This is a genomic window from Actinopolymorpha rutila (assembly GCF_013407855.1).
Classification (GTDB): domain Bacteria; phylum Actinomycetota; class Actinomycetes; order Propionibacteriales; family Actinopolymorphaceae; genus Actinopolymorpha; species Actinopolymorpha rutila.
The window spans coordinates 5,350,020-5,372,637 of the sequence record NZ_JACBZH010000001.1; the positions used below are offsets into that span (position 1 = coordinate 5,350,020).

At 69.2% G+C, this 22,618-nt stretch carries 17 protein-coding genes; 8 read left to right on the forward strand and 9 right to left on the reverse strand.

Features of this window, described 5'->3' with window-relative positions:
• Positions 1-121 precede the first annotated feature (121 nt).
• Positions 122-2,524, forward strand: a complete 2,403-nt coding sequence (locus F4554_RS23940; protein ID WP_179789647.1) for a hypothetical protein — start codon at positions 122-124, stop codon at positions 2,522-2,524.
• A 13-nt stretch (positions 2,525-2,537) separates the two neighbouring features.
• On the opposite strand, the gene F4554_RS23945 is transcribed toward F4554_RS23940, so the two are convergent.
• A complete protein-coding gene (locus tag F4554_RS23945; protein WP_337796179.1) occupies positions 2,538-4,493 on the reverse strand; it encodes a translation factor GTPase family protein in 1,956 nt (651 codons plus the stop codon).
• Between the two features lie 370 nt (positions 4,494-4,863).
• Here F4554_RS23945 and F4554_RS32565 point away from each other — a divergent pair, with 370 nt between their 5' ends.
• Positions 4,864-5,859 (forward strand): L,D-transpeptidase family protein, encoded by a 996-nt coding sequence (locus tag F4554_RS32565; protein WP_238341390.1) that lies wholly within the window; start codon positions 4,864-4,866, stop codon positions 5,857-5,859.
• A 14-nt stretch (positions 5,860-5,873) separates the two neighbouring features.
• Here the strand turns inward: F4554_RS32565 and F4554_RS23955 are convergent, their stop codons facing one another.
• Positions 5,874-6,728: an SDR family NAD(P)-dependent oxidoreductase gene (locus F4554_RS23955; protein ID WP_337796180.1), complete on the reverse strand. Its 855-nt coding sequence runs from the start codon at positions 6,726-6,728 to the stop codon at positions 5,874-5,876.
• Between the two features lie 112 nt (positions 6,729-6,840).
• Between F4554_RS23955 and F4554_RS23960 the strand changes: the two genes are divergently transcribed.
• The gene (locus F4554_RS23960; RefSeq protein WP_179789649.1) at positions 6,841-7,995 is read left to right on the forward strand and encodes an acyltransferase; all 1,155 of its coding nucleotides are present in this window, start codon (positions 6,841-6,843) and stop codon (positions 7,993-7,995) included.
• A gap of 14 nt (positions 7,996-8,009) precedes the next feature.
• On the opposite strand, the gene F4554_RS23965 is transcribed toward F4554_RS23960, so the two are convergent.
• Positions 8,010-9,692 (reverse strand): glycosyltransferase family 39 protein, encoded by a 1,683-nt coding sequence (locus F4554_RS23965; protein ID WP_179789650.1) that lies wholly within the window; start codon positions 9,690-9,692, stop codon positions 8,010-8,012.
• 276 nt (positions 9,693-9,968) lie between these two features.
• On the opposite strand from F4554_RS23965, the gene F4554_RS23970 reads away from it, so the two are divergent.
• A complete protein-coding gene (locus F4554_RS23970) occupies positions 9,969-10,136 on the forward strand; it encodes a hypothetical protein (RefSeq protein WP_179789651.1) in 168 nt (55 codons plus the stop codon).
• Here the strand turns inward: F4554_RS23970 and F4554_RS23975 are convergent.
• Both F4554_RS23975 and F4554_RS23980 read right to left on the reverse strand, forming a co-directional pair.
• Positions 10,118-12,355: an FAD-dependent oxidoreductase gene (locus F4554_RS23975; protein WP_179789652.1), complete on the reverse strand. Its 2,238-nt coding sequence runs from the start codon at positions 12,353-12,355 to the stop codon at positions 10,118-10,120. The two genes, F4554_RS23970 and F4554_RS23975, sit on opposite strands and share 19 nt — an antisense overlap.
• Before the next feature lie 22 nt (positions 12,356-12,377).
• Positions 12,378-14,369, reverse strand: coding sequence for an ABC transporter substrate-binding protein (locus tag F4554_RS23980; protein ID WP_179789653.1), 1,992 nt, complete (start codon positions 14,367-14,369; stop codon positions 12,378-12,380).
• Positions 14,370-14,428: 59 nt separating this feature from the next.
• Here F4554_RS23980 and F4554_RS23985 point away from each other — a divergent pair, with 59 nt between their 5' ends.
• The 4 genes from F4554_RS23985 to F4554_RS24000 all read left to right on the forward strand — a co-directional run bounded on the left by F4554_RS23985 (position 14,429) and on the right by F4554_RS24000 (position 18,006).
• The gene (locus tag F4554_RS23985) at positions 14,429-15,199 is read left to right on the forward strand and encodes a phytanoyl-CoA dioxygenase family protein (protein ID WP_179789654.1); all 771 of its coding nucleotides are present in this window, start codon (positions 14,429-14,431) and stop codon (positions 15,197-15,199) included.
• Between the two features lie 119 nt (positions 15,200-15,318).
• Positions 15,319-16,221: a helix-turn-helix domain-containing protein gene (locus F4554_RS23990; RefSeq protein ID WP_179789655.1), complete on the forward strand. Its 903-nt coding sequence runs from the start codon at positions 15,319-15,321 to the stop codon at positions 16,219-16,221.
• Positions 16,222-16,238: 17 nt separating this feature from the next.
• On the forward strand, positions 16,239-17,018 hold the full coding sequence (locus F4554_RS23995) for a phytanoyl-CoA dioxygenase family protein (protein ID WP_179789656.1): 780 nt from the start codon (positions 16,239-16,241) through the stop codon (positions 17,016-17,018).
• A gap of 49 nt (positions 17,019-17,067) precedes the next feature.
• Positions 17,068-18,006, forward strand: coding sequence for an ROK family protein (locus F4554_RS24000; RefSeq protein ID WP_202889441.1), 939 nt, complete (start codon positions 17,068-17,070; stop codon positions 18,004-18,006).
• Between the two features lie 35 nt (positions 18,007-18,041).
• Here the strand turns inward: F4554_RS24000 and F4554_RS24005 are convergent, their stop codons facing one another.
• The 4 genes from F4554_RS24005 to F4554_RS33795 all read right to left on the reverse strand — a co-directional run bounded on the left by F4554_RS24005 (position 18,042) and on the right by F4554_RS33795 (position 22,572).
• Entirely contained in the window at positions 18,042-19,145 is a 1,104-nt protein-coding gene (locus tag F4554_RS24005; RefSeq protein ID WP_179789658.1) for a Gfo/Idh/MocA family protein, read from the reverse strand.
• A complete protein-coding gene (locus tag F4554_RS24010) occupies positions 19,142-20,032 on the reverse strand; it encodes a cupin domain-containing protein (protein ID WP_179789659.1) in 891 nt (296 codons plus the stop codon). Before F4554_RS24010 ends, F4554_RS24005 begins: the two co-directional genes overlap by 4 nt.
• A 42-nt stretch (positions 20,033-20,074) precedes the next feature.
• On the reverse strand, positions 20,075-20,794 hold the full coding sequence (locus F4554_RS24015; protein ID WP_179789660.1) for a GntR family transcriptional regulator: 720 nt from the start codon (positions 20,792-20,794) through the stop codon (positions 20,075-20,077).
• 170 nt (positions 20,795-20,964) lie between these two features.
• A complete protein-coding gene (locus F4554_RS33795; protein ID WP_179789661.1) occupies positions 20,965-22,572 on the reverse strand; it encodes an ankyrin repeat domain-containing protein in 1,608 nt (535 codons plus the stop codon).
• Positions 22,573-22,618 lie beyond the last annotated feature (46 nt).

A 22,618-nucleotide genomic window follows, 5' to 3' on the forward strand; every position in this document is an offset into this window, starting at 1 on the left:
CGTACCGTCCACAACTCATCGGTGGCCAGACGCATTCCAGTTCGCGACGATGCTCTGAGTCGACCATCATAGAGAAGCAGCTCGGGTGCTGCCACGGGAGTTTGGCCATACAGTCACCTCCGTGACATCCGCACTGAACGGGACGCCCCGGCCACTCCCACTCGTGGTGACCATCGACGAGCAAAGCGTCACGCTCGCGGGGACCGGCGACCGAGACCTTCGACTTCACGTGGGCGGGGCCCACGACGGCTGGGTGCTGATGGCGACGGTTCGCGGCCGTCGGGGCGGCGACGTCGCCATCTTCGAGGACTTCCGTACGAAGGCCGGGGTGATCGCGGCGGTCAGCCAGGATGGCACGACGCGCGTCCTCGCCAAGTCGCTGGAGCCGACGTTCGCCGCGCCCGAGGGTCTCTACCGCGGCCACGACGTCCGGACGGTGCTGTCGAGTGATGCCGACCTGCTCGGCGACGAGATCCTCGCCGAGGAGGGTGATCCCGAGTACGCCGACGTCGCCGCGTGCTTCCCGCCGATCGCCAAGCCCGCGAACTCCAGCATCTCCGCGATGGCGACCTACACGTTCGTCGCCACTCCCGGCTGCGGCGACAAGATCGGCGTCGCCTACGGCGGACGTACGGCGAACTTCGATCCGGCCGTCCACGTCCCGGCGATCGCGCGGATCCGAGAACGCGGCGAAGTCCTCGACGGACTCGTGGGTGGCTGGCCGCCGGTGCTCCGGTTCGTCTACCCGGAAGGCGAAGGAACCTGGTCGGAGCTGGTGATGTTCGCTCCGTTCCGTACCGACAACGGCAATGATCGCATCCAGCCGGTGTGGCACCGCATCGCCCGGGTCGAGGCCGACGAGCTGGCCTGGGTGAAGTACGTCGACTCCTACCCTCCGGTCCCACCTCGTACGGACGTCGACCGCGCGGGCGACTTCTTCGCCGACCTGCTGGACACGACCCGGAGCTGGGAGGACCTTCTCGCCGGCGCCGCCGAACTCGACGTTCCGGACCGGCGGTTGGCCGACCAGGCTCGGCACTCCCTCGCCCGGGCGATGAGCACGCGGATCGGCGACTTCCCGAAGTACGGCGTGATGGACCGCGCCTACGGCGGTGCCGAGCACGACGGCTTCCAGGACACGTTCAACGTCGACGTCACCGCGATGCTGGACTGGGGGCTGTTCGACGCCGCCCGGAGTTACGTGGACAACTACCTCGCCTACTTCGTACGCGACGACGGCTCGATCGTCTACCGCGGTCCCGGCACCGGCCAGTACGGGCGGATGTTGACCGTGATCGCCCACTGCTACCGGCTGGCGCGCGACGACGAGCTCCTGATGCGTCACCGGGCACGCATCGACGCCATCACGGATGTACTCCTCGGCCTTCGTACGACTGCGAAAGCCCTGCCACCCAAGGATCCCGGGCACGGCCTGATCGCGGGCTGGTCCGAGGCGGACTCCTGCCTGGAGGCCGACCCCGACCACTACGTGCGGCCGTACCTGTCCAACAGCAGTGAGGCGGTACGCGGGTTCGCCGACCTCGGTGCCGTGTGGGTGGAACTCGGCCTGGCCCACCGCAACGACGGGTTGACGGAGAAGGGTAGGCGGCTGCTGGCGGAGTCGGCGGCACTGCGGGACGATCTTCGCGTCGCCATCGACCGGTCGGTGCTGACCGACGTGGAGCCACCGTGCCTGCCCAGCATCGCCGGCGTCGAGGAGCCGTTCCACGTGGCGGTGCAACGGGACAACGTGGATCCGCAGTTTCGCGCCTACCGTGTCAACTCCGAGTTGCTCCACTCCGGCGTGCTCGGCAGAGACGACGTGGAGACGATCCTCCGCTACCGGGCCGCGCACCGCGACATTCGGCTCGGCGTACCGATGGCGTACGGGTTCGACTCGTGGGACGACCTCGGCGGCAACGGCGGCGAAATGGCCGGGTTTCTCAGCTACGGGCACGCGTACGGCCTGCTGCAGCACGACCTGATCCGCGAGTTCCTGCTGGCGCTGTACAGCCTGTCGGCCCACCAGTACACGCGTGGATCGTGGACGGCTCCGGAAACGAGGAGTCTCCACCCGAACCGGCCCGCCGCGCCGTACTGCGTGCCGGCCCAGCTCGTCGTCCCGTTGCTGGTGCGGTGGATGCTGGCCTTCGAAGAACCCCTCGAGGACGTGCTGTGGCTGTGCCGGGCGACGCCACGCGGGTGGCTTCGGGACGGAGGCCGCATCTCGGCTCGCGGCGTGCCCACGCGGTGGGGCAAGGTCGACGTCACCATCGTCTCCCGGGTCGCGAACGGTCGCGTCGACGTCGAGGTGAACCTTCCGGACGGGACACGTGTGCCGCTCACCCGGATCCGCCTCCGGCTGCCCGCGGGGTTGCGGATCGCGAGCGCGTCCGTCGTCGACCACGAGTGGACCTCGGCCGGGAACGGCGAGCCCGTGACGGTCGACCCGGAGTCGGAGACGGTCACCATCCCCGCCAACCGAGGTGGGCAGCTTCGGCTGACGGTCGCGGTCGCGGAGTGAGGCCGGTGCCGAGTCACGCCCGTCGTACGACGTGAAGTAGGTACTCCTTGCGGTCGAGGGGATTGTGGTCGGTCCGGGGCCGGGAAGGAACCGGGCCGCGGACCGGTTCGTAGCTCTCGAACGCGAACTCCAGCACGCCTTCGCCGCGGGTCAGGCCCGGCAGCCTTTGTTGCAGGTCGTGCACCACGGCCGCCCGGATCCGCCCCTCCAGTACGCACCCGGCCCCACGGGTCGACGGTGCGTCCGGAACCGCGCCCAGCTGGGATAGCGCGGGCAGGAGCGATCCGAGCGTGTCGGCCGGAATCTCCAGCCGGAAGTGGTGAACCGGCTCGCACACGATGGTTCCCGCCCTTGTGAGCGCGTCCATCACGACCAGCGGCGTCAGCCCGCGGAAGTCACCGGCGGTGCTCCCCGCCGAGGAGTAACCGGAGTGGGTCAGCGTGACTGTGCAGTCCGGCACCTGCCAGCCGTGGAGTCCCTGCTGCAACGCGTGCGGCACGGTCTCCTCGATCGCCTTGAGCAGCGTGGGCAGGAGGGAGCCGCGTTCGACCTCGAGCCGGAAGTCGACACCCGCGTCGACCGGTGCCGGTTCGATGCGTAGTCCGATCGTCGCGGCGAACGGGTTGTCCGGGGTGCCCATGAGGTTGAACGACGCGCCGCTGCCCAGCACGCGTTCGACGCAGATGGGGGTGGTTTCGCGGAAGGTGACGTCGATGCCGTACTCCAGGGCAAGGGTGGCCTCGATGACCTCCTTCTGCACCTCGCCGTACAACGAGACGTACATTTCCTGGGCAACGTCGTCCTGGCGCAGGTTGATCAACGGGTCCTGCTCGGCCAGCTGCGTCAACGCCACATGCAACCCGCCCTTGTCACCCGTGCGGACCGGCACCACCACCGTCTCCGACGTCGGCGGCGCGAAGTACTGCTCCCGGCCCTCGGAGCCCGGGTCGCCGAGCCGGTCACCGATGCGCACGTCGGAAAGCCCCCACACCTTCGCGATCCGGCCCGCCGTGACCGACGGGCGCTGGACGGCCGACCCGTCCTCGAACACCCGGACCGCGGTGACCTTCTCGCCCTCACCCCGGCCGAAGCGCACCCGCTCCCTGGTGTGCAGCTCACCTGCGAACATCCGCAGATAGGCGACCTTCTCCCCCGCCGGGCCACGCTCGACCTTGAACACCGTCCCCACAGCAGGCCCGCCGGCGTCCGGCTCCCTCGCCGGCAACAACCCCGTGATCCCGCCGACGAGCTCCGCCACCCCCGCACCGGTGATCGCCGAACCGAAGAACACCGGATGCACCCGCGACCGGGCCACCTGCGACACCAGCTCACGACGAAGCCGACCGTCCGCGACCACCCCGGCCCCACCCTCGACGTAGGCCGCCAGGAACTCCTCATCAGAATCGGCGAGCACCTCGGTCGCGCTGGTGACGAACACCTCGTCCTCCGGCCCGTACGCCACGAACCCCGCCCGCCGAGTGCCTTCGCCGCACCCCCGGCCCATCGCCACCATCGCGGGCGTCAACTTCTCCCCGATCTCGGCGAACACCCGCTCCGCATCCGCGCCCCCACGGTCGAGCTTGTTCACGAACACCAGCGTCGGAATCCCCAACCGCCGCAACGTCCGCATCAACACCCGCGTCTGCGCCTGCACACCCTCCACCGCAGACACCACCAACACCGCACCATCGAGCACCCCCAGCACCCGCTCCACCTCAGCGATGAAATCCGGGTGCCCCGGCGTGTCGATCAGATTCACCGTCACACCGTCCAACACGAACGACACCACCGCCGACCGGATCGTGATCCCCCGCCGACGCTCCAACTCCAACGAATCGGTCTGCGTACTCCCCGCATCCACACTGCCCACCTGCGCGATCACCCCCGCCAGATGAAGCAGCCGCTCCGTCAGACTCGTCTTGCCCGCATCAACATGGGCCACGATCCCAAGATTCAACGTCCGCACCACGCGTCAGGTCCTTCGGATAGGCGACAGTTGCCTCCTGAGGTGACACGAACGCCGCACGCATGTCGCTCTCCTTGGTCGCTGACCGATGACCGGTGGCCGGTGAACGGTGGCCGGTGGCCGGTGGCCGAGTGGTCGTGTTGCCGGAAGTGCAGCAAGCAGCGACCCTCGGGGTCAACCGAATTGCCGGCTCAGGCGGAGCACCCCTGCCCCGAGCTCGGGACGAGACGCGTCCGTTCCTGGCCAAGTTCACCCCTGCGTGACCGGATCGTGACCGGACTCGCCGTACAAGAGTGCAACCTTCCAGGGCTACGCGACATCCTTTGGATGTCGTCGCCGTGCAGTGCAGTCGCCTGAAGCCCATGGGGGTCCGATGCGCCATCGTCGTTTCGCAGCGGTGCTCGCCGCCGTCGTACTCGCGGTCGCCGCGCTTGGCGGGGTCGCGTACGGCGCCGGCCTCCCGCCGTTCGCGCACAAGTCGACGGCCACCACGGACGCGTCCGTCAGGGCGCACCGGCCGGCCGCGCAGCCGTCACGTCCGACCCCCACGCCGACGGCAGCCGAGAAGACCCCGGATGAGGCGACTCCCACCCCTCGCGCCACCCTTCCGACGCCGACAGCGACGCCGAGCCGGAAACCGGCCGCGACCCCGACCCCGAAGCCCACCGCCACCACGAAGGCTTCCCCGAAGCCGACACCCACGCCCACCCCCACCCCCAAGCCCAAGCCCAAGGCGCTGATGAGCGTCGGCTCCCGCACCGACCAGGTACGCGAACTCGAGGCCCGCCTGCACCAGCTCGACTGGCTGACCACCGAGTGGGTCGACGGCTACTTCGGCACTTCCACCCGCAAGGCGGTCTACGGCTACCAGGGCAAGCACGGGCTGGAGCAGCTGGGCTACGTCGACAGCGCCACCTGGAACAGCCTGCGTGAGGCGAGCCGGACCCCGACGCACGACGAGCTGTATCCGCCGAAGCCCAAGCCGCACACCGGTCCGCTCGACCCGCGCTGCACCACCGGACGAACAGTCTGCATCGACAAGTCCACCCGGAGTCTGCGGTGGGTCGTCGACGGCAACGTCCGGTTGACGATGGACGTACGGTTCGGATGCCCGTCGTCACCGACCCGGGAGGGCACGTTCCACATCCGGGCCAAGGTGCGGGACGGCTACTCCGACATGTACGACAGCAGCATGCCGTTCTCGATGTTCTTCAGCGGCGACGAGGCGGTCCACTACTCCTCCGACTTCGCCGCCCGCGGCTACAACGGCTGCTCCCACGGATGTGTGAACGTCCGCAACTGGGACGCGCTGGCCCAGCTGTTCGGCGAGGCGCAGGTCGGCGACAAGGTCGTCGTCTACTGGTCCTGACGAGCCACCGCACGTCACGACCGACTTCGGGTGGGCCCGGCGGAGAGGATGCCGCCGTCGACCGGGAGGACGGTGCCGGTGATCCACGCGGCATCCCCGGAGGCGAGGAATGCGACCGCGGCGGCAACGTCGTCCGGCTCGCCCACCCGGCCCAGCGGGTAGAGCCGAGCCAGCCGGGCGAGTGAGTCAGCCTGGTCGTCCCACACCCGAGTACGGATCGTCCCGGGCGCGACGAGGTTGAAGCGGACGCCCTGCGGACCGTACTTCGCCGCGAGGTTGGCGGTCAGGATCTGCAGGCCCGACTTGGCGGCCGAGTACGGCTCGCTGCCGAACGTCGCCATGCCGTTGACCGAACTGATGGTGACCACGCTGCCACCTTCAGGCGCGGCGAGCAGATGGGGCAGCGCCGCGCGGATGCAGCGGACCACACCGACCAGATTCAGGTCGAGCAGGGCCTCCCAGACACTGTCGTCGGTGTCCGGGAAATCCGGATGCCTTCCACCCCCTCCCGCGGTGTTGACGAGTACGTCGAGCCGGTCGAACTCGTCCACCGCGCGGGCGGTGGCTGCCTCGACGGATGAGCGATCCCGTACATCACACCTGACTGCGACCGCCGCGGTGCCGGCCTTCCCGAGCTCATCGGCAACCGCTTGAGCCGCCGCCAGGTCGAGGTCCGCCACCGTAACGGACGCCCCCTCCGATGCCAGTCGGTGTGCGGACGCACGACCGATCCCGTGACCGCCGCCGGTCACCAGCGCTGCTCTTCCGTCGAATCGACGCATGACTTCCCTCCGTGGTTGGCGCACCAGGTGAGCCCTTCGGACACCGCTCACCGCGGCGGTGAGGTTGCCGTTGGTATTCTTCGACATCCTTCGGCCGGGCAGATAAGAGGGCGGGTCCGTGTTCGTGGTATGCCTCGCGAGCCGGCGACGCAGTGAGCAGTGCCCTGCCTCGGCCGCATCATCTCGAGGGGGGCACCTGATGTCGTCATCTGTCGCAGCGTCGGCCGAAGCCGTGGCCGCCCCGGAGTCGACAACGACGTCCGATCGCCCTGCCCGCCGCTACGTTCCCTGGCTGTCGTGGGTACGTGTAGCGGCCGCGATCGCGGTGGTGTCCGGCCACGTCTGCACCCACCTGGTGTGGGAGTGGGGAAAGGTCTCCGACCGCGAGTGGCACTTCGGCAACCTCGTCGCCGCCACCAGCCGGTTCAGCGTGCCGCTCTTCGTGATGGCCTCGGGTGCCGTGCTCCTGCAGGCCGGACGTAACCAGTCGCTGCGGGACTTCTACGCCCGGCGCGCGTCCAGGCTCGCGATTCCGCTCGTCGCCTGGTCGGTCTTCTACATCTGGTTCGGTCGCTGGATGACCGACGTGGACCTGGTCTGGACCGACTTCTCCAAGCTCCTGCTGCTCGGCCGGCCGTACTACCACCTGTACTTCCTCTTCGTGATCGTCGGCCTCTACCTGATCACGCCGTACCTCCGGATCTTCGTCAACGCCGCACCGCGCAGGTATCTCGTCACCGGCACCGCGCTGATCATGGCGATGACGTTCTTCGACAAGCTGCACAGGGTTCTCAACGGCCTTTCGCTGGAACCGAACGCGTTCAGCTACTTCCTGCCCTGGATCGGTTACTACCTGCTGGGGTACGTCCTGCTGACGACGCCCATGCCTGCCAGCCGGCGACGCGTGGGCTGGATCGCCGGCGTGACGTTCGTCGTCACGATGCTGGCGAACGCCATCGGCAACTGGGTGATGCACATGGCGTTCGGCAACAGGTACGGCCTGATGCTCTACCACCACCACCTGCTCGGCCCGATGATCATGGCGATCGCGGCGGTCTTCCTCATGCGGGCGATCTTCGGTGACGGTGAAGCCGTCGACACCGCGCGGGAAGGCGCTGCTGCGCCCGAGAAGCCGAAGAGGCGACCGGTCGGGCAGCGGCTGGCCGACCTCACGCTCGGGATCTACCTCATGCACCCGATCCCGATCGCGTTCATCCGGGAGTACCAGCCGAGGTTCAGCTCGCCGTGGTCCAGCATCGGCTACCACTCTGCCGGCATCGTCGCTGTCCTCGCTGTGTGCGCGGGGACGGCGTGGCTGCTGCTGCGCGTCCCCTACGTGCGCCGGCTGGTCTGACGTACCGACCGCGGTCAGTCGACCGGAAGCGCGGGCGGGCGGGCCGGCGTTCCGGGTGGCCCGACAGGAGCGAACTCCAGGCAGCGCGTCTGTGGGGGGTCAACGGTCGCGGCCCGGCCGGGCATCAGCACCTGGATCGTCACGTGCCCCTTGTCGGCGAAGTAGACCCGGCGGTAGCGGTCGAGGAACGGCGCGATCACCGTGTACCGGCTCCGGTCCTCGGGGTAGATCGACACCCGGTCGCCGGTGAGCAGCCAGACGCGTCCGGCCGACGTGATCTCACTTGGCAGCGGGCAGCCGATCCGTCTGGTCTCGTCGCGGGACCGCATCGCGCGGTACGCACGGTCCGCAGGCAGGCCGAGCCGCCGCCCGTAGACCCGGAACGCCACCCGGTCGCCGTTGCCGGTGACGAGGACGTCCCCCGGCTTCCACCGCGACTTCACGAACTGGAGCGCGACGCGGTAGTCGTCCACGCCGTACTGGTAACGGAGGTTCTGGTCCAGGCTCGTCGGTGTCGTCCAGGCGACCAGCCCGAGGGCGACGACGCCGGCCAGCCCGACGACCTGCGCCGTCCAGGACGGCACGAGTCGCCGCACACCATCGACGAGCGCGTCCACGGCGACACCGGCCAGCACGAGCACGCCGGGTACGCAGAAGAGCACGAGGCGACGTCCGAACGGATACATCGAAACGAGCGCGAAGGCGTACGCGGCGAACAACGGGAGCGCGAGCGGCGGCGCCGTGCTCCGGGACCATCGCCGCGCGCACGCGGCGGCCAGCCCCAGCACGGGAACCACGAACAGGACCAGCGCCCAGGGCCGGTCGAAACCGAGCTCCCGGATGCCGAAGTCCTCCCACAGGAAGCGGTTCCAGTGCAGGAAACGGCCGCGGTCGCCGGCGCGCATGAACGGCAGCCAGTACGCCGCGAAGTCGGGCGCGAGCGAGGTGAGGTGGCGGGCCCACAGTGCGGCCAGCAACAACGAGACACCTGGCGCCGCCAGCCGGACCGCCAGGCCCGCGAGCGATCGCACTCCCCTGCGCCACTGGACGAATCCGACCCAGGCCGCGACCAGCGGGGCCGCCAGCATGAAGCCGTGAGAGAACCACGGACCGACCGCGATCAGTGCGTACCAGGCGATCTCGCGCCGCCGGGACGGTCCGCCGGACGGTTGGCCGGATGGTTCGACGCCCGGTCGAAGCATGCCGACCGCGAGCAGCAGCATGCCGGTGACCAGCAGCATGTCGGTGGTGTACTGCTTGGCCTGGGCGGAGTAGAAGACCAACTGTGGCAACGTTGCCAGCGCCAGCACAGGAATCGCCGCGGTCCAGGTATGGCGCACGAACCTCCTGGCCAGTAGTGCGACTAGGACCAGCGTCGCGCAGCCGGCCAGCAGGGGGATCAGCCGGTACGCCCGCTCACCGGTGCCCAGTGCGGTGGTCACCAGGCGTTCGAGCAGCAGCCAGGCCGGTGGGGCCGACTGCGTGTCGGACAGCGGGCCCAGGAGCTTCCCGAGCGGGTAGGTGTCCAGGCTCTGCACCAGCGCCAGCTCGTCACGCCAGAACGCCCGGCCCTGCCACCACAGGTCGACCCTGGCCACGATCCCGGCCAGGACCGCCGCCCACACCACGAGTTCCTGTGCGCCGACAGGACCGATGCGAACCGAACGCCGGAACGAAAGGAGACGCCGGAGCCGCACCGGGCTGGGCTCGGTCGCGGGCGGCTGAAGCGGAGAGGTGGCGCGGGTCATCGACGCGTACGCCGGCACGTGGATCGACCGGCCCTGGCTCCCTGCATCGGGCGATCGTACCGGCCGAACCCCGAACACGTACCGGCCGATACGTGCTGGCCGGCATCTCCTGGGGCGGGTACCTCACGCTGCTCGGTCTCGGCACCCAGCCCGACCGCTGGGCGGCCGGCGTCGACGAGCTGCCCATCGGCCAGCCGCAACGACCCACGGTGCCCCATCCGCCAGGTGGACAACTACCTCGCCAGGCTCACCGAACTGGGCAAGGACAGCGAGTCCTATCTGTTCGACGCCGGGCACTTCAGCGTCGTCACCGACGAACGAATCCACCAGATGCGACTGCAACTGGACTTCTGCACCCGGAACGTCCCGGCCGGTCAGCGCGGGTTGGCGTAGACGCGCAGCGCCACCACGTGTGCCCGGGGCGCGCCGTTGGTGGCCTCGACCAGCACGCGCAACTGACGCGTGGTGACGGCTTTCTCCAACCGGTGTACGCGGTGCCGGCGGCGGTTCTCGCGTACCGACACGATCGTGGTCCACTCACCGGCCACCATCGCCTGCACGCGGTAGTCACGGACCAGACCGGGCAGCACGTCGAACGGCGTTCGGTGGTGGTGCAGGTTGATGAGGTCCTCCTCGACCTCGTCGTCGAAGATCACCGCGACCTCGCCGAAGGTCACCGGCTCCTCCCAGGCAAGCCGAAGCCACGGCCGCTCGTCCCACTCGATCCGCTCCGACACCCACATCCGCGGGCCGCCGTAGGGGCGCGCGTACCCGCCGGCCACGTGAGCGGCGTCGTAGGCCCGGGTCGGCGATCCCAGCCGCAGGCACAGGCTCTCCCGGTGCAGGATGTGCTTCCACTCCCGCCACTGTTCGGTGTACTTCTCCTCCGGCGGCGGAGTGCGGTGCCGGAAGAACAACGTGCCGGGCTCTGCGCTGTCGCTGCGGTGGATCGACACGGCGTCGTTCCGGCGTACGACGAGGAAGGCGTTCTGCGGCTGGTCCGGCGTCCAGTCCAGGGCGAACCGCACCCACTGCTTGTGGCCCGCGCCGACGCGAGCGGCGGCCGAAGTCTCCAGGTGAAGCGGAACGTAGTTCTGGGGCTGCCCTGTGCTGTGCAACTCCACGTTGACGGTGGTGTCCTCGTCGGCGTCCAGCAGCAGTTCGACGAAGCCGAGCGAGGGATCGACCGGGACCACCATGCCCAGCGGGGAGTCCAGGGGAACGGTGCCGACGGAGGTGTCGACCACGAGGCGCCTCAGCGTGGACGAGGCGTCGACCGCAGCCGTTCGCGCGAGGTCGCCGGAGTCGGTGTTCTCCACCCCCAGGAGTGCGGAGTCGGCGCGCACCATCGCCCGGTGCACCAGGCCGATCTCGTTCGTGGCGAGCTCCCGCGGCGACATCCTGCGGCGGGTCGCCAGCGCCGCCCCCGTTCCGGCCGCCTCCCCCACGACCGCACACGTGGCCATCACCCGTGTGCTGCCGAAAGCCACGTGGCTGCAGCTGATGTTGCGTCCGGCCATCCACAGGTTCGCGACGTTCTGGGAGTACAGGCTGCGCAGCGGAATGTGGTAGTTGCCGTGCGGATGCCAGTGCCGCGACCCACGCTCCGTGGCGTACATTCCACCCGGAGGGTGCAGGTCGATCGACCAGCCGCCGAAGGCCACCCGGTCGGGGAAGAACTCCTGTCCCAGGACATCGTGCTGGGTCAGCGTGTGGTCACCGACGAACCTGCGGTACTCCCGCTTGCCGGGCACCGCGCCGATCCACTCCAGGGTGAGGTTGTCGGCGTCGAACTTTCCGGAGTTCTTGATGTGATCCCAGATGCCGTAGATCGCCGCCTGGAGTTCGTCGCGGATCTCCTCGTTGTCGTGTACGACGTCGCGATCACCACCCCACTCGATCCACCAGTACGCGCATCCGTTGAGGTCCGTACGGATGATCCGGTGTTCCGGAATCGACGTGGTGGTGATGTCGCGGGCGAACGCCGGCGGGACGTACTTCACCGGATGCCCGACATCCTTGGAGTAGAACAGGATGGTGCTGCCGAGGGTGGTGTCGTCGGCTTGCTCCGGCGCCCAGGACTCGTCGTACTCCTCGCGCGACTCGCAGCCGGTGCGGAAGTGCGCACCGGCCAGGAGCCCCACCAGGCCGTCTCCGCTGCAGTCGACGAACGTCGGGCCGGTGAACCTGATCTCGCGTTCGGACCCCATCATCCAACCGGTCACCGCGCGGACGGTCCGCTCGTGTTCGGGTCCGTCGGCCTCGACGGAACGGACGTCGGTGTTGAGGAACAGGCTGATGTTCGGCTCGTCGCGGACAGCCTCCAGCACCACGAGGTCCCAGTAGTAGGGGTTCCCGTCGGGGTTGCGGAACTGGTTCTCCACCATCAGCTCGCCGATGATCCCGGTCTCCCGGGCGTAGTGGTGGGTGCCGTGAGCGGTGGCGCCGCAGACCCAGACCCGAATCTCGCTGGAGGAGTTCCCGCCCAGCACCGGCCGGTTCTGGATCAGCGCCACCTTCGCGCCCTGCCGGGCAGCGGCTATCGCCGCACAGCAGCCCGCGAGCCCACCACCCACGACCGTGACGTCGGAGACGACTTCCTCGTGGCGCATTGCTCGATCACTCCCACCGGCGTCAGGTGATGAAGTACTGTTCCGGGTTCGTCGGGCCTGGGGTCGGGTACACCCAGGAGTTCGGCATCTTGTCCGGGACGTTGCGCAACCGGTTGTTGACGGTCGCGTACTCCTCCGGCTGGAGGTTGATGCCGATCGCGTAGAACTCCTGACGGGCGATGGCGAGGATCTGCTTCATCAGGGACTTCCGCTCCCCGGCGTCTGCGGTCGCCTCGAGCCGGTCGAAGAGCGTCAGCTGCCGTCTGGTCGGCTCCGGTGGCTCCTCGCCGTTCTTGCCGCCGCTGAGGTACCAGTCCCACCAGGCGCGCCCGAAGTAGGTCGCACCGGCGCTGGCCGGCAGGTAGAAGTAGGGATTGAGGTAGATGTCGTTCCACCCGCCGGCGCCCTGCCACACCGCCGCGTCGTGCTTCTGCGCCTCGCCGGTGCGTACGTCGAACAACGCCCGGTCCTCGCCCTTGATCTTCAGGTCGACGCCGACCTTCGTGGCGTAGTTGCGAATCAGCTCCAGCACGGTGGGGTACTCCGGCCAGATGCCGTTCGCGAACTCCACGGTGAACGTCAGCCGCCTGCCGTCCGGGCGCAGCCGGAACCCCTTGTCGTCCTTGTCCGGCAGTACGCGGTCCAGGTGCTGGTTCGCGCCGGCCACGTCGTACTCCGTGTACTGCGTGGCGAACTTCTCGTCGTAGAACTCCGACTCCGGGCGCGGCGCGGCCTGGTACGGCTTGCCCTGCTTCTGGTATGCCGTGTCGATGATCTCCTGCCGGTTGATGGCCAGCGAGAGCCCGATCCGGAAGTCCTTGGCGCGGAAGATGTTTCGCAGCACCCGGTCGCCGTGGGTGAGGTTCAGGCACAGCACCATGGTGTTCATGTTCGACGGCACGGCCCGGCTGAAGCGGTAGTTCCCCTGCTCGCGACGGCGGGCCAGCACCGGCTTGTTCGTCAGGGTGTTGGTCGGGCGCAGCTGGAAGTCGACGTCTCCGGCCAGCACGTGGGTCAGCAGGACCTCGGGGTCGGAGATCACCGAGTAGACGACCCGCTCGATGTAGGGCAGCTGGCGGCCGTCGGGGTCGACCTTCCAGTAGTACGGATTGCGCTCCAGGACGACCCGCGTCCCGTCACCGACGCCCTGGGTGATCCGCCACCCGAACACCGTCGGCAGGTCGGGGTTGACCCACCGGTCGGCCTTGGCGAGGAAGTACTCCGTCCAGGCGGCGAACTTCTCCTTCTTCGCCTCCGCCGCGACGCCCGGGTTGTACTTCGCGTGGAAGCGCCTCAGGTAGCGCGACGGCCTGGTGACATAGTCCAGGCCCATCGTGGAGGCCTGCTCCTGCAGGAAGAGCCCGTTCGGTTCGTCGAAGTTGAACCGAACGGTGTGGTCGTCCAGCGCCTGGGCGGTACCGGGGTGAGTCGGGCCCGCCGGATACAGCTCCGAGTTGTTGAACACGTCGTTCTGGACGAACACGATGTCGTGTGCGGTGAACGGGTCGCCGTTCGACCAGCGCATCCCCTCCCGCAACGCGAAGGTGAACGTCCTGGCGTCCGGACTGGCCTTGACCGACCTGGCGATGTTGGGGACCGGCGCCGACTCCCACTGCGGGCTCCACCGCATCAGGTAGTCGTAGCCGACGATCCGGTAGAGCTGGACGGCTTCGGCCGGGCCGAGGATCGCGCTGGTGAGATCGCCGCCGTAGGAGCCGGTCCGCTCCACGGGAGTCACGACAAGCGGCGACTTCGGCAGGCGTTCGGCCAACGGCGGAAGCTTTCCGGCCCGGACGAGCTTCTGCAGGCTGGGGGCTTCCTTCGCGCCCGGGTCACCACGGTCACCCCGATCGCCACCACCGCTCTGCTTCCCGCTGGTGGGATCGGTGGACAGCAGATTGCATGCGCTCAACGAGGTGAACGCCACGGCCGAGGCGCCGGTGGTGGCGAGGAATCGACGGCGGTCCACGGTGACAGCATGCCCCTCGCGACGAAGGACGGTCACCATACGCATGTGGCCAGTCTCGGTCAGTGGCGACGTCATGCAGGCGTTCCGGCGGTCAGCATCGGACGATGACCACGCATGCGCCCACCGCGGCGACCAGCCCGAGCCTGCACCGCGACGAGATACGCCACTTCCACGAGTGGGGATACCTCGGCCCCTACACCGCGGTGCCATCGCAGGAGATGACCGCGATCCGGCAGCGGATCGACACCGAGGTGATCCCGGCGCCCGGGCCGAACCCGAAGAACCCGTTGCAGTCGAGGCACATCGACCACCGGCTCGTCCACGACCTCATCACCCGGCCCGAGATTCTCGTCAGGCTCCGCGCACTGGTCGGGGACGACCTCGTGGTGTGGGCGAGCTACTTCTTCACCAAGGAGCCCGGTGGCAAGGAGATCCCCTGGCACCAGGACGCCAACTACTGGCCGATCGAGCCGCCGCTGAACCTGTCCATGTGGATGGCGATCGACGAGGTGACGACGGAGAACTCCTGCGTCCGCGTCATTCCCGGCTCCCATCGCCACGTCGTACCCCACGTGCCGGCGCGTGACGGCGTGGCGTTCGCGCAGGAGGCCGACCCGGCGTACGTCGACGAGGCCGCGGCCGTGGACATGGTGCTGCGCCCCGGGCAGTTCTTCCTCTTCAACGAGCGCCTGCTCCACCAGTCGCACCGGAACACCTCCGGTACGCGGCGGATGGGGCTGTCCGCGCGGTACACGCCGCCGTTCGTCGCCCTGCTCGACCAGGACGCTCCACCGCTGTTTCCCGGGCACGCCTGCGTGGTGGTCAGTGGCGAGGACACCTTCGGCCTGAACCGCACGCAGCCACCACCGTCCTGACCCCCGACGAGAGCCGACGGCCGTAGCCCGCTGACCCGCGGAACGGGCGTGGTGCGAAGCTGCCGTGCCTGGCGACCGGCGCGGTTCCAGCCTCCGAGGACTGGCTGCACCAGGCACACGTGGACCTGGTGGGCTTCTGGGAGGATGCCGCGTCCCGGCTGTACGAGGCGTACGACGTGATCGCCGGCCCACGGTGGCGGCTGGAGCTCGACGCCCAGCCCTACGGCGAGGTGTGGCTGATCCGGGAGGGGTCGTGCTCGGTCGCACTCGGAGCGCAGCAGGTGGTCGCGGAGCCCGGGCAGGTGGCGCTGCTACGTCCCGGCCCGCGGAGGGTCTCGGCGAACGCCGGAACCGAACCACTCTCGTTGGCCGGCTTCGGATGTGGCGTGCTGCTGTTCGGTGCGATCGACCTGCTCGGGTTGCTGAAACTGCCGCTGGTCCTCCCCCAACCGTCGGACCGACTGCGTGACCTGATCACCGGGACAGTCGCGGCATCCCAGGCGGACCGCACGTCCCGCGCGTTTCGAGCGCCCGCTCTGGCCGAGCTCGCGCTGGCGGAGATCGTCGACCTCGCCCAGGCGGACCTGCCCGACGGAGCCGGTGCCGCCGCGCCGCTTCCCGACGTCGAGTTGCGGCCAGAGGTTCGTGCGGTCCTCGCCCATGTCGCCCAGCACTTCGGCGAGCACCTCGAACTCGATGACCTTGCCCGGGCGGCCCACCTCTCGCCGAAGCACCTGGCGCGTTGCTTCCGGGAGACGCTCGGCGTGACGCCGATGGCGTACGTACGCCGATATCGACTGACCCACGCACGGGAGCGGCTCGTCACCACCGACCTCCCGGTCAGCCGAATCGCCGCCGACACCGGCTTCGCGGATCTCGCACACTTCTCCCGCGCCTTCCGTACGCAGTTCGGCGTCAGCCCGCGCATCCTCAGGACCCACGCACGCGCCTTGCAGTCAACTTCGCGCTCCGCACGGACAAGCTTCCCCGGCGACCCGGACGTAGTGTCAACGCACACCTGACACCGCCTGGAGGATCCGTGTCCACCATCGAAGCCACCGTCTGCCTGGATGCGGACCAGATCGCCGCCTTCCACCGCGACGGGTTCCTCTCCCTGCCCGCACTCACCACTCCGGACGAGGTGGCGTTGCTGCGTGAGGTCTACGACCGGCTGTTCTCCAGCGCCGCCGGCACCTTCCGCGACGGCGACCACCTCGGGCTGGCTCAGCTCGACGAGGAGGGCCGCGAGACCCTCCCGCAGATCCTCAACCCGGAGACGTACGCACCCGAACTCCTGGACACCCAGGCCCGGGTGAACGCGTTCGCGGTCGCCGGCCAGTTGCTGGGTTCCGACGTCACCCGGGCGGGTGACCACGCGATCATGAAGCCGGCCGGTCACGGGGCGCCGACACCCTGGCACCAGGACGAGGCGTACTGGCATCCGGGCTACGACCACCAGGCGATCAGCTTCTGGATGCCGCTGCAGGACACGACGGTCGGGATGGGCTGCATGCAGTTCGTGCCCGGTAGCCACGCTCTCGGCGTACGCCCACACCGGCTGGCCGACCCCGAGGCGCACGCGCTCGAACTCGAGCCAGCCGAGGCCGAGGCGGCCGATGGCCGCGCGGCCGCCTGCCCCCTTCCGGCCGGCGGCGCGACGATCCACCACTGCCGGACGGTGCACTACGCGGGGCCGAACCGTTCGGGCGTCCCGCGCCGGGCGTACATCATGGGATTCCAGGTCGCCCCCACCCCGGTCGAGACTCCGCACGACTACTACTGGCAACGGCCCGAGTGGTACGGCTCGCAACCGTCGTAGGATCACCGATCTGCTGGGCGGGGCCGGCAACTCGATGGGAGGCTGCAGGGTGGAACCGGAGAAAGACGTCGTCCTCGCGCTCGACGTAGGCGGGACCAAACTGGCCGGTGCGCTGGTCGACGACCGCCTGGAGGTTCTCTGGTACGCCGAAAGCCCGACGCCGCGTTCACCGCAGGGCGGGGATCCGGCGCTGGCCGCCACCGCGGCGCTGGCCGAGGACCTCCGCTCCCACGCCGGCCGGCGGGGCCGGCGGGTCCAGGGAGTGGGCGCGGGATTCCCGGAGTACGTCGACGACAAGGGACGGTTGACATCCCGGGAGGTGCTGGCCTGGACCGAGCAGCCGTGCGACGCCCTCGCTGCGGTCTGCCCGGGGGTTCCGGTCGCGATCGAGTCCGACGTTCGCTGCGGAGCCATCGCGGAGTGGCGGCACGGTGCGGGCAAGGGGCACCCCGGGCTCTTCTACGTCGCCCTCGGCACCGGGCTGTCCGCCGTGGCGATCGTCGACGGCATCGTCGTACGGGGTGCGCGTGGCGAGGCGATCGCCCTGGGCGAGTGGGACGTGCCGGCCCGGGTGGATGCCACGTGGACCGGCGGCCTGGAGAGCTTCGTCTCCGGCCGGGGCATCGAGCACCGCTACGCCCAGTTGACCGGAGCCGAGGTGTCGACGCGTGAGATCGCCGCCATGGCGGAGGGCGGGGATCCGGCCGCGACCATGCTCCTGACCTCCGCCGGAAACGCACTGGGCATGGCGCTCGCCGACGTCGTTGCCCTGCTCGATCCACCTGTGCTCGTCCTCGGCGGCGGGCTGGGCAGCGCCGACACCCTTGTGCGTAAGGCCGTACGCGAGAGCTACGCAGCCCGTACCCGGCGCCGGCCGAACCCGCCGCCGCTGGTCACCGCCGCGCTCGGTCCCCGCGCCGGCCTCGTCGGCGGCGCCCTGGTCGCACTGGCGGCCCGCTCCGACTCCCGCTCCGACTCACCTGCGTGAGCCGGAGCGGGCCGTGAACACCCGGAGCGGGTCGCCTACCGCTCCGGATCGTGCACCAGGTGAGCGTCCTGCCGGTCGTCGCCGGTGTCGAACGTCGGCGGAGTGAAGGTGCTCTCGATCGTCCTCGTCTGCCCGTCCCGGCCGGCGTCGATGGCCTTGATCATGACCTCCAGCGCGTGGTAGGCGTGCTCGGGCGTGATCACCGGTGCGACGTCGTTGTCGATGCAGTCGACCAGGTGGCGAAGGCCGTCGGTCCAGGGCCACCGCGGATCGCGGTCACCGTGGATCTTCCACGCACCGACGTCGTTCTGCCACAGCTCGTATCCCGCGGGTGCCCAGTCGTCGCCCATCATCTGGACGGTGCCCTTGCTGCCGTACACCTCGATCGCGGGTCCGCGGTACGCCTGCATCGAGAATCCCGTGGTGATGGAGGCGAACGTCGCGTCGCCGAAGTCGAGCAGGATCTGGAAGTTGTCCTCGACCTCCACCTTGATGAGCTCGTCGTCGACCACCCGCTCCGGCGTCGCGGTGCCCGCCATCGCGGTCACCTGCCGCACCGGGCCGAGCCAGCCGGTCAGCGACGTGACGTTGTAGACGCCGAGGTCGAAGAGCGGACCTCCGCCGGAGCGGTAGAACCACTGCCCCCACCAGGGGCCTGCCCACCCGTAGCGCGCCCGCGCGAGGTGAACCCGGCCGATGTCGCCGCGAGCGATGTGCCGCCACATGTCCTGGTACGTGGGGCTCAGGATCACCGACGGAGCGCAGACCAGGTGGCCGGGACTCTCCTTCGCCACCTCGACCAGCTTCGCGGCCTCGTCGAGGGTCACCCCCATGGGCTTCTCGACCAGGACGTGCTTGCCGGCTTCCAGCGCGGCCAGAGCCAGCGGCCCGTGCTCGGGCATCGAGGTGAGGACGAGTACGGCGTCTACGTCCGGGGAGTCGATGATCTCCCGCGGGTCGGTGGTGACCCACGGGATGTCGTGCCGCTCACCCGTCGCCCGCGCCCTCTCGGGGACGACGTCGCACGCGGCGACCGTGCGGATGCGACCCCGCTCACGCAGCTCACGGGCCAGGCTCATGTACGGCCCGTTCATGACGCTGCCGCAACCGATGAATCCGACATTGACCGGGCGGCTCATCGGCCACCTCCCTCTCGTTCGTGCAGACCGGCGGGTAGATAGGACGGTGCCGTCGCGAACAGGAACCGTGCCTGCCCCTGCGAGACGTTGTGGTACTGATGCGCGGTCCCCCGTGGTACGTAGAAGCCGTCGCCCGGGCCGAGCTCGAACCAGATCGGCGCGCTCGTCGCGTCCGGCAGCAGGATGTTGAGGCGGCCCTCCAGCACGTACACGCTTTCGTCGCCGTCGTGCCGCTCGACCGGACTGCGCCGGCCCGGCAGGAGCACGCCCTTGCCGACGGTCAGATGCTCGGTGCTGACGAGCAGGCCGACGAGGTACTCACCGGCGGGATCCTCCAACCGCCACAGGAGGTCGGCGTCGCGAATGACGCGGAACGAGCGGTTCTTCTTGATCTGCTCCTCGTTCATCGGCCACTGGGTGAGCTCGTCGTTGTCGTGGTAGTTCCACTCGGTGAGGTTCTCCTTCGTCCGCGCATAGCCGGAGGAGGTGCCCTGCGAGGGCGGTGGCGCGAAGAGTTCGAGCACCCGGAGCCTTGCCGTCGCGTCGTAGTTGAAGCCGTGGTGCCAGGTGTCGCGGCGGAAGAAGACACTCTCGCCGGCATGCGCGACCTCGACCTCGCCCGTGCCGGGGTTGGCGATCACGAGCGTGCCTTCCAGTACGTGGTACACCTCGTCGGCGGCGAAGATCGTGCGGTTCTGGTCAGAGTGCTGGAACCGTCCGCCGGGCGGCAGGCTGAGCTCGAGCTGGTGCACGGAGTCCGATGACACGTAGATCCGGTCCTCGACGAGCCCGGCCTCCTCGTCGCCCCACAGGTGGAGGGTCGCGTCCGCGCGGCGGATCGGGGTTGCCTTGTCGTACGACGGCCGAGGCGACGGTCGACGGGCCATAGGTCGGGGTCCTTTCAACGGGGTTCGTGACGTGGTGCCGGCTCAGTCGCCGGGCAGCGGGCGGCGGCCGTCGCGGAGCACGGTGCGGAAGCGGTAACGGTCGCCCCGATACGTGATCCGGCCGACCTCGAACGCTCGGTCGTTGTCGTCGAAGCAGGTGTACGCACCGACCAGGACCGCCTCGCCGGGAGCAAGTCCCAGTTGCGCAGCCTCGCCGGGCTCGGCACCTCTGGCCTGGAGCATGTACTCCGACCGGGTGGGGGTGATCCCACAGCTTTCGCGCAGGGTGGCGTACAGGGACCGGGTGGAGTAGTCGGCGTCCAGCGCCTCGCGCACGAGGGCGACCGGCAGCAGTGCGCTGGCCACCGCGACCGGCACGTCATCGAGCTTGCGCAGCCGGTCGAGGCTGAAAACCTCAGACCCGGGTGCGATTCCGAGGTCCTCGGCCTCCTCGAGCGTGGCTGGCCTGGTCGACTGGTTCAGCACCTCCGCCGACGCAGTGAGGCCGCGCAACGCCGCGATCTCGGTGAAGCTCAGCGGCGGCTCGTGTCCCTCCTCCACCACGCTCGGCGTGACGACGTGCCACCCGCGACCCTGCGTCGGCTGGAGTACGCCGTCGTCACGAAGGGCGCGTAGCGCGACGCGAAGGGTTGCCCGGCTGACCCCGACCTGAGTGCTGAGCTCGCGCTCGGGCGGAAGCTGCGCGCCGGGCCGCAACGTGCCGTCCGAGATGGCCCCGACGAACATTCGGTAGACCTGCATGGACGGAGGCTCGTCGCTGTCCTTCCGAACACCCTTGAGGATCGCCACCCCAACCCCTCTTGCCCGCCTTTGGATCACATTGGTCTGGAATGCTAGACCACTGCGGACCACGCGGGCGCCATTGGCGGCCGGCCGGATCCGGCCACGACCAGGCTGCGTGCTCTGACAGCTCAGGGTGACTGCGGACCGCGGTGTCGCTCGGCGTTCGCCAGAAACTCCGCCATCTCCTCGTCACCAGCCGCGTGCCGAGCCCACCCCTCCGCGGTCGCGTGGTAGCGGTGATCGCGAATCGTCAGGTCGATGCCATGGTCGACCAGGAACCGCGCCGCCTCGTGCTTGCCGTGGAGCACACACTCGTGCAGGATGCTCGCCGGTTCGTGCGTGGCCCATCTGGTGTTGATGTCCGCGCCACTGTCGAGCAGGAACGACGCGACCTCGAACTCCGCGTTCATGCATGCCCACGCAAGTGCGGTATCGAGGATCTGCTGGATGGTGGCGCCGGTCCAGGAGAGGTTCGTTCTGGTGCGTGGACTGTTTCCCGGGTAGTGGTCGTGCGGGCTGCCGAGCACGGGCCGGCCGCTTCCGTCGAACCAGCGTCTCACCCGGGCGAGGTCCCCCGTCCCCGCCGCATGCGGCAGGTCGTCGGGGAGCGGCCAGATCCGGGTCAGCCGGCGTACCAGACCGGCATTGCCGTATTCCAGGGCGAACACGACTGCCGCCGACTCGGGGGGTGTACGACAACCCAGCACGGCCGGCGAGCGGTCGAGGAACTCGACGACGAACGCCTCGCGCCCATGCACCGCCGCGTGTTCCAGCAGGTCGATCTGAAGGTCGAGACAAGCGTTCCCCAGCAGCCAGGGTTCGGCTGTCAACCACCGGTTGGCAGCGTCGAGATCGTCGTCGTCCACCGCCAGCATGAGCTGCAGGGCCACGAACAGCCGCCAGGGATCCATGTCGGTGCCGGCCTGCTCGCTGTCCCACTCGCGTCCCCTCGCGCACAGGAACCGCACGAATGCCGCGCGGTCACCCCACCGGTCGATTCGCTCACTCAGCCCGCGGTCGGACGCAACGCAATGGTCCAGCAACATCGACGCCACGGCTACCTGACCGAATCGACACGCATGGAGAAAGGACCGGGTCACATCTGCCGGATCGGCACTCGCACCGAGGTCGGCCCGTACGCCGTCCAGGTCACCCAGAGCCGCAAAGGTCGCAAGCGTGCGCGGGAGTGCACCCTTGCTCCGCAGCAGCCGAAGCATCCCGGCGGCACCGGTTCGGATGACTCGCTCCGCCACCGACGGGTCGACCACCGCGCCTGCTTCGATCAGGAACGCCGCACACTCGGGTCGGTTGTACACGTCCTCGCGGGTGGGATCGGCGCTGTCGTTCGCGAACGAGGTAGTGGCGAGGAGCAGGCCGTCGCCAAGATCGTCCCGCCACGTGAGTAGGCCCGGATGCTCGGCCACCAGTTGGCGAAGGCGTCCGACGTCGTTGTCATGGATGGCCCGTCCGGCCTGGCCGGCCGCCCAGGCCAGGCTGCTGCCGTCGCGACGGAGCACCTCGGCCCGCAGATCCTGCCAGCCGCCGAAGCCGTACTCGCGGGCAACGACCAGCTGGGCATCCCGACGTGACAGGGGGACGGAGATGCCCGGCACCATGACACGGGCACGGGCGACGGCGTCGGCGCTCCCTGCCGCGGTGTCGCGGGCAATCTTCTTCGCCTGCTTGCGGATCGACTCCCACGAGGGACGGTCGGGGAGGGTACTTGGCGTGGTCACGGCGACCTCCTTCCACATACCGCCTGTGGCCCGCTGAGACCAGGCT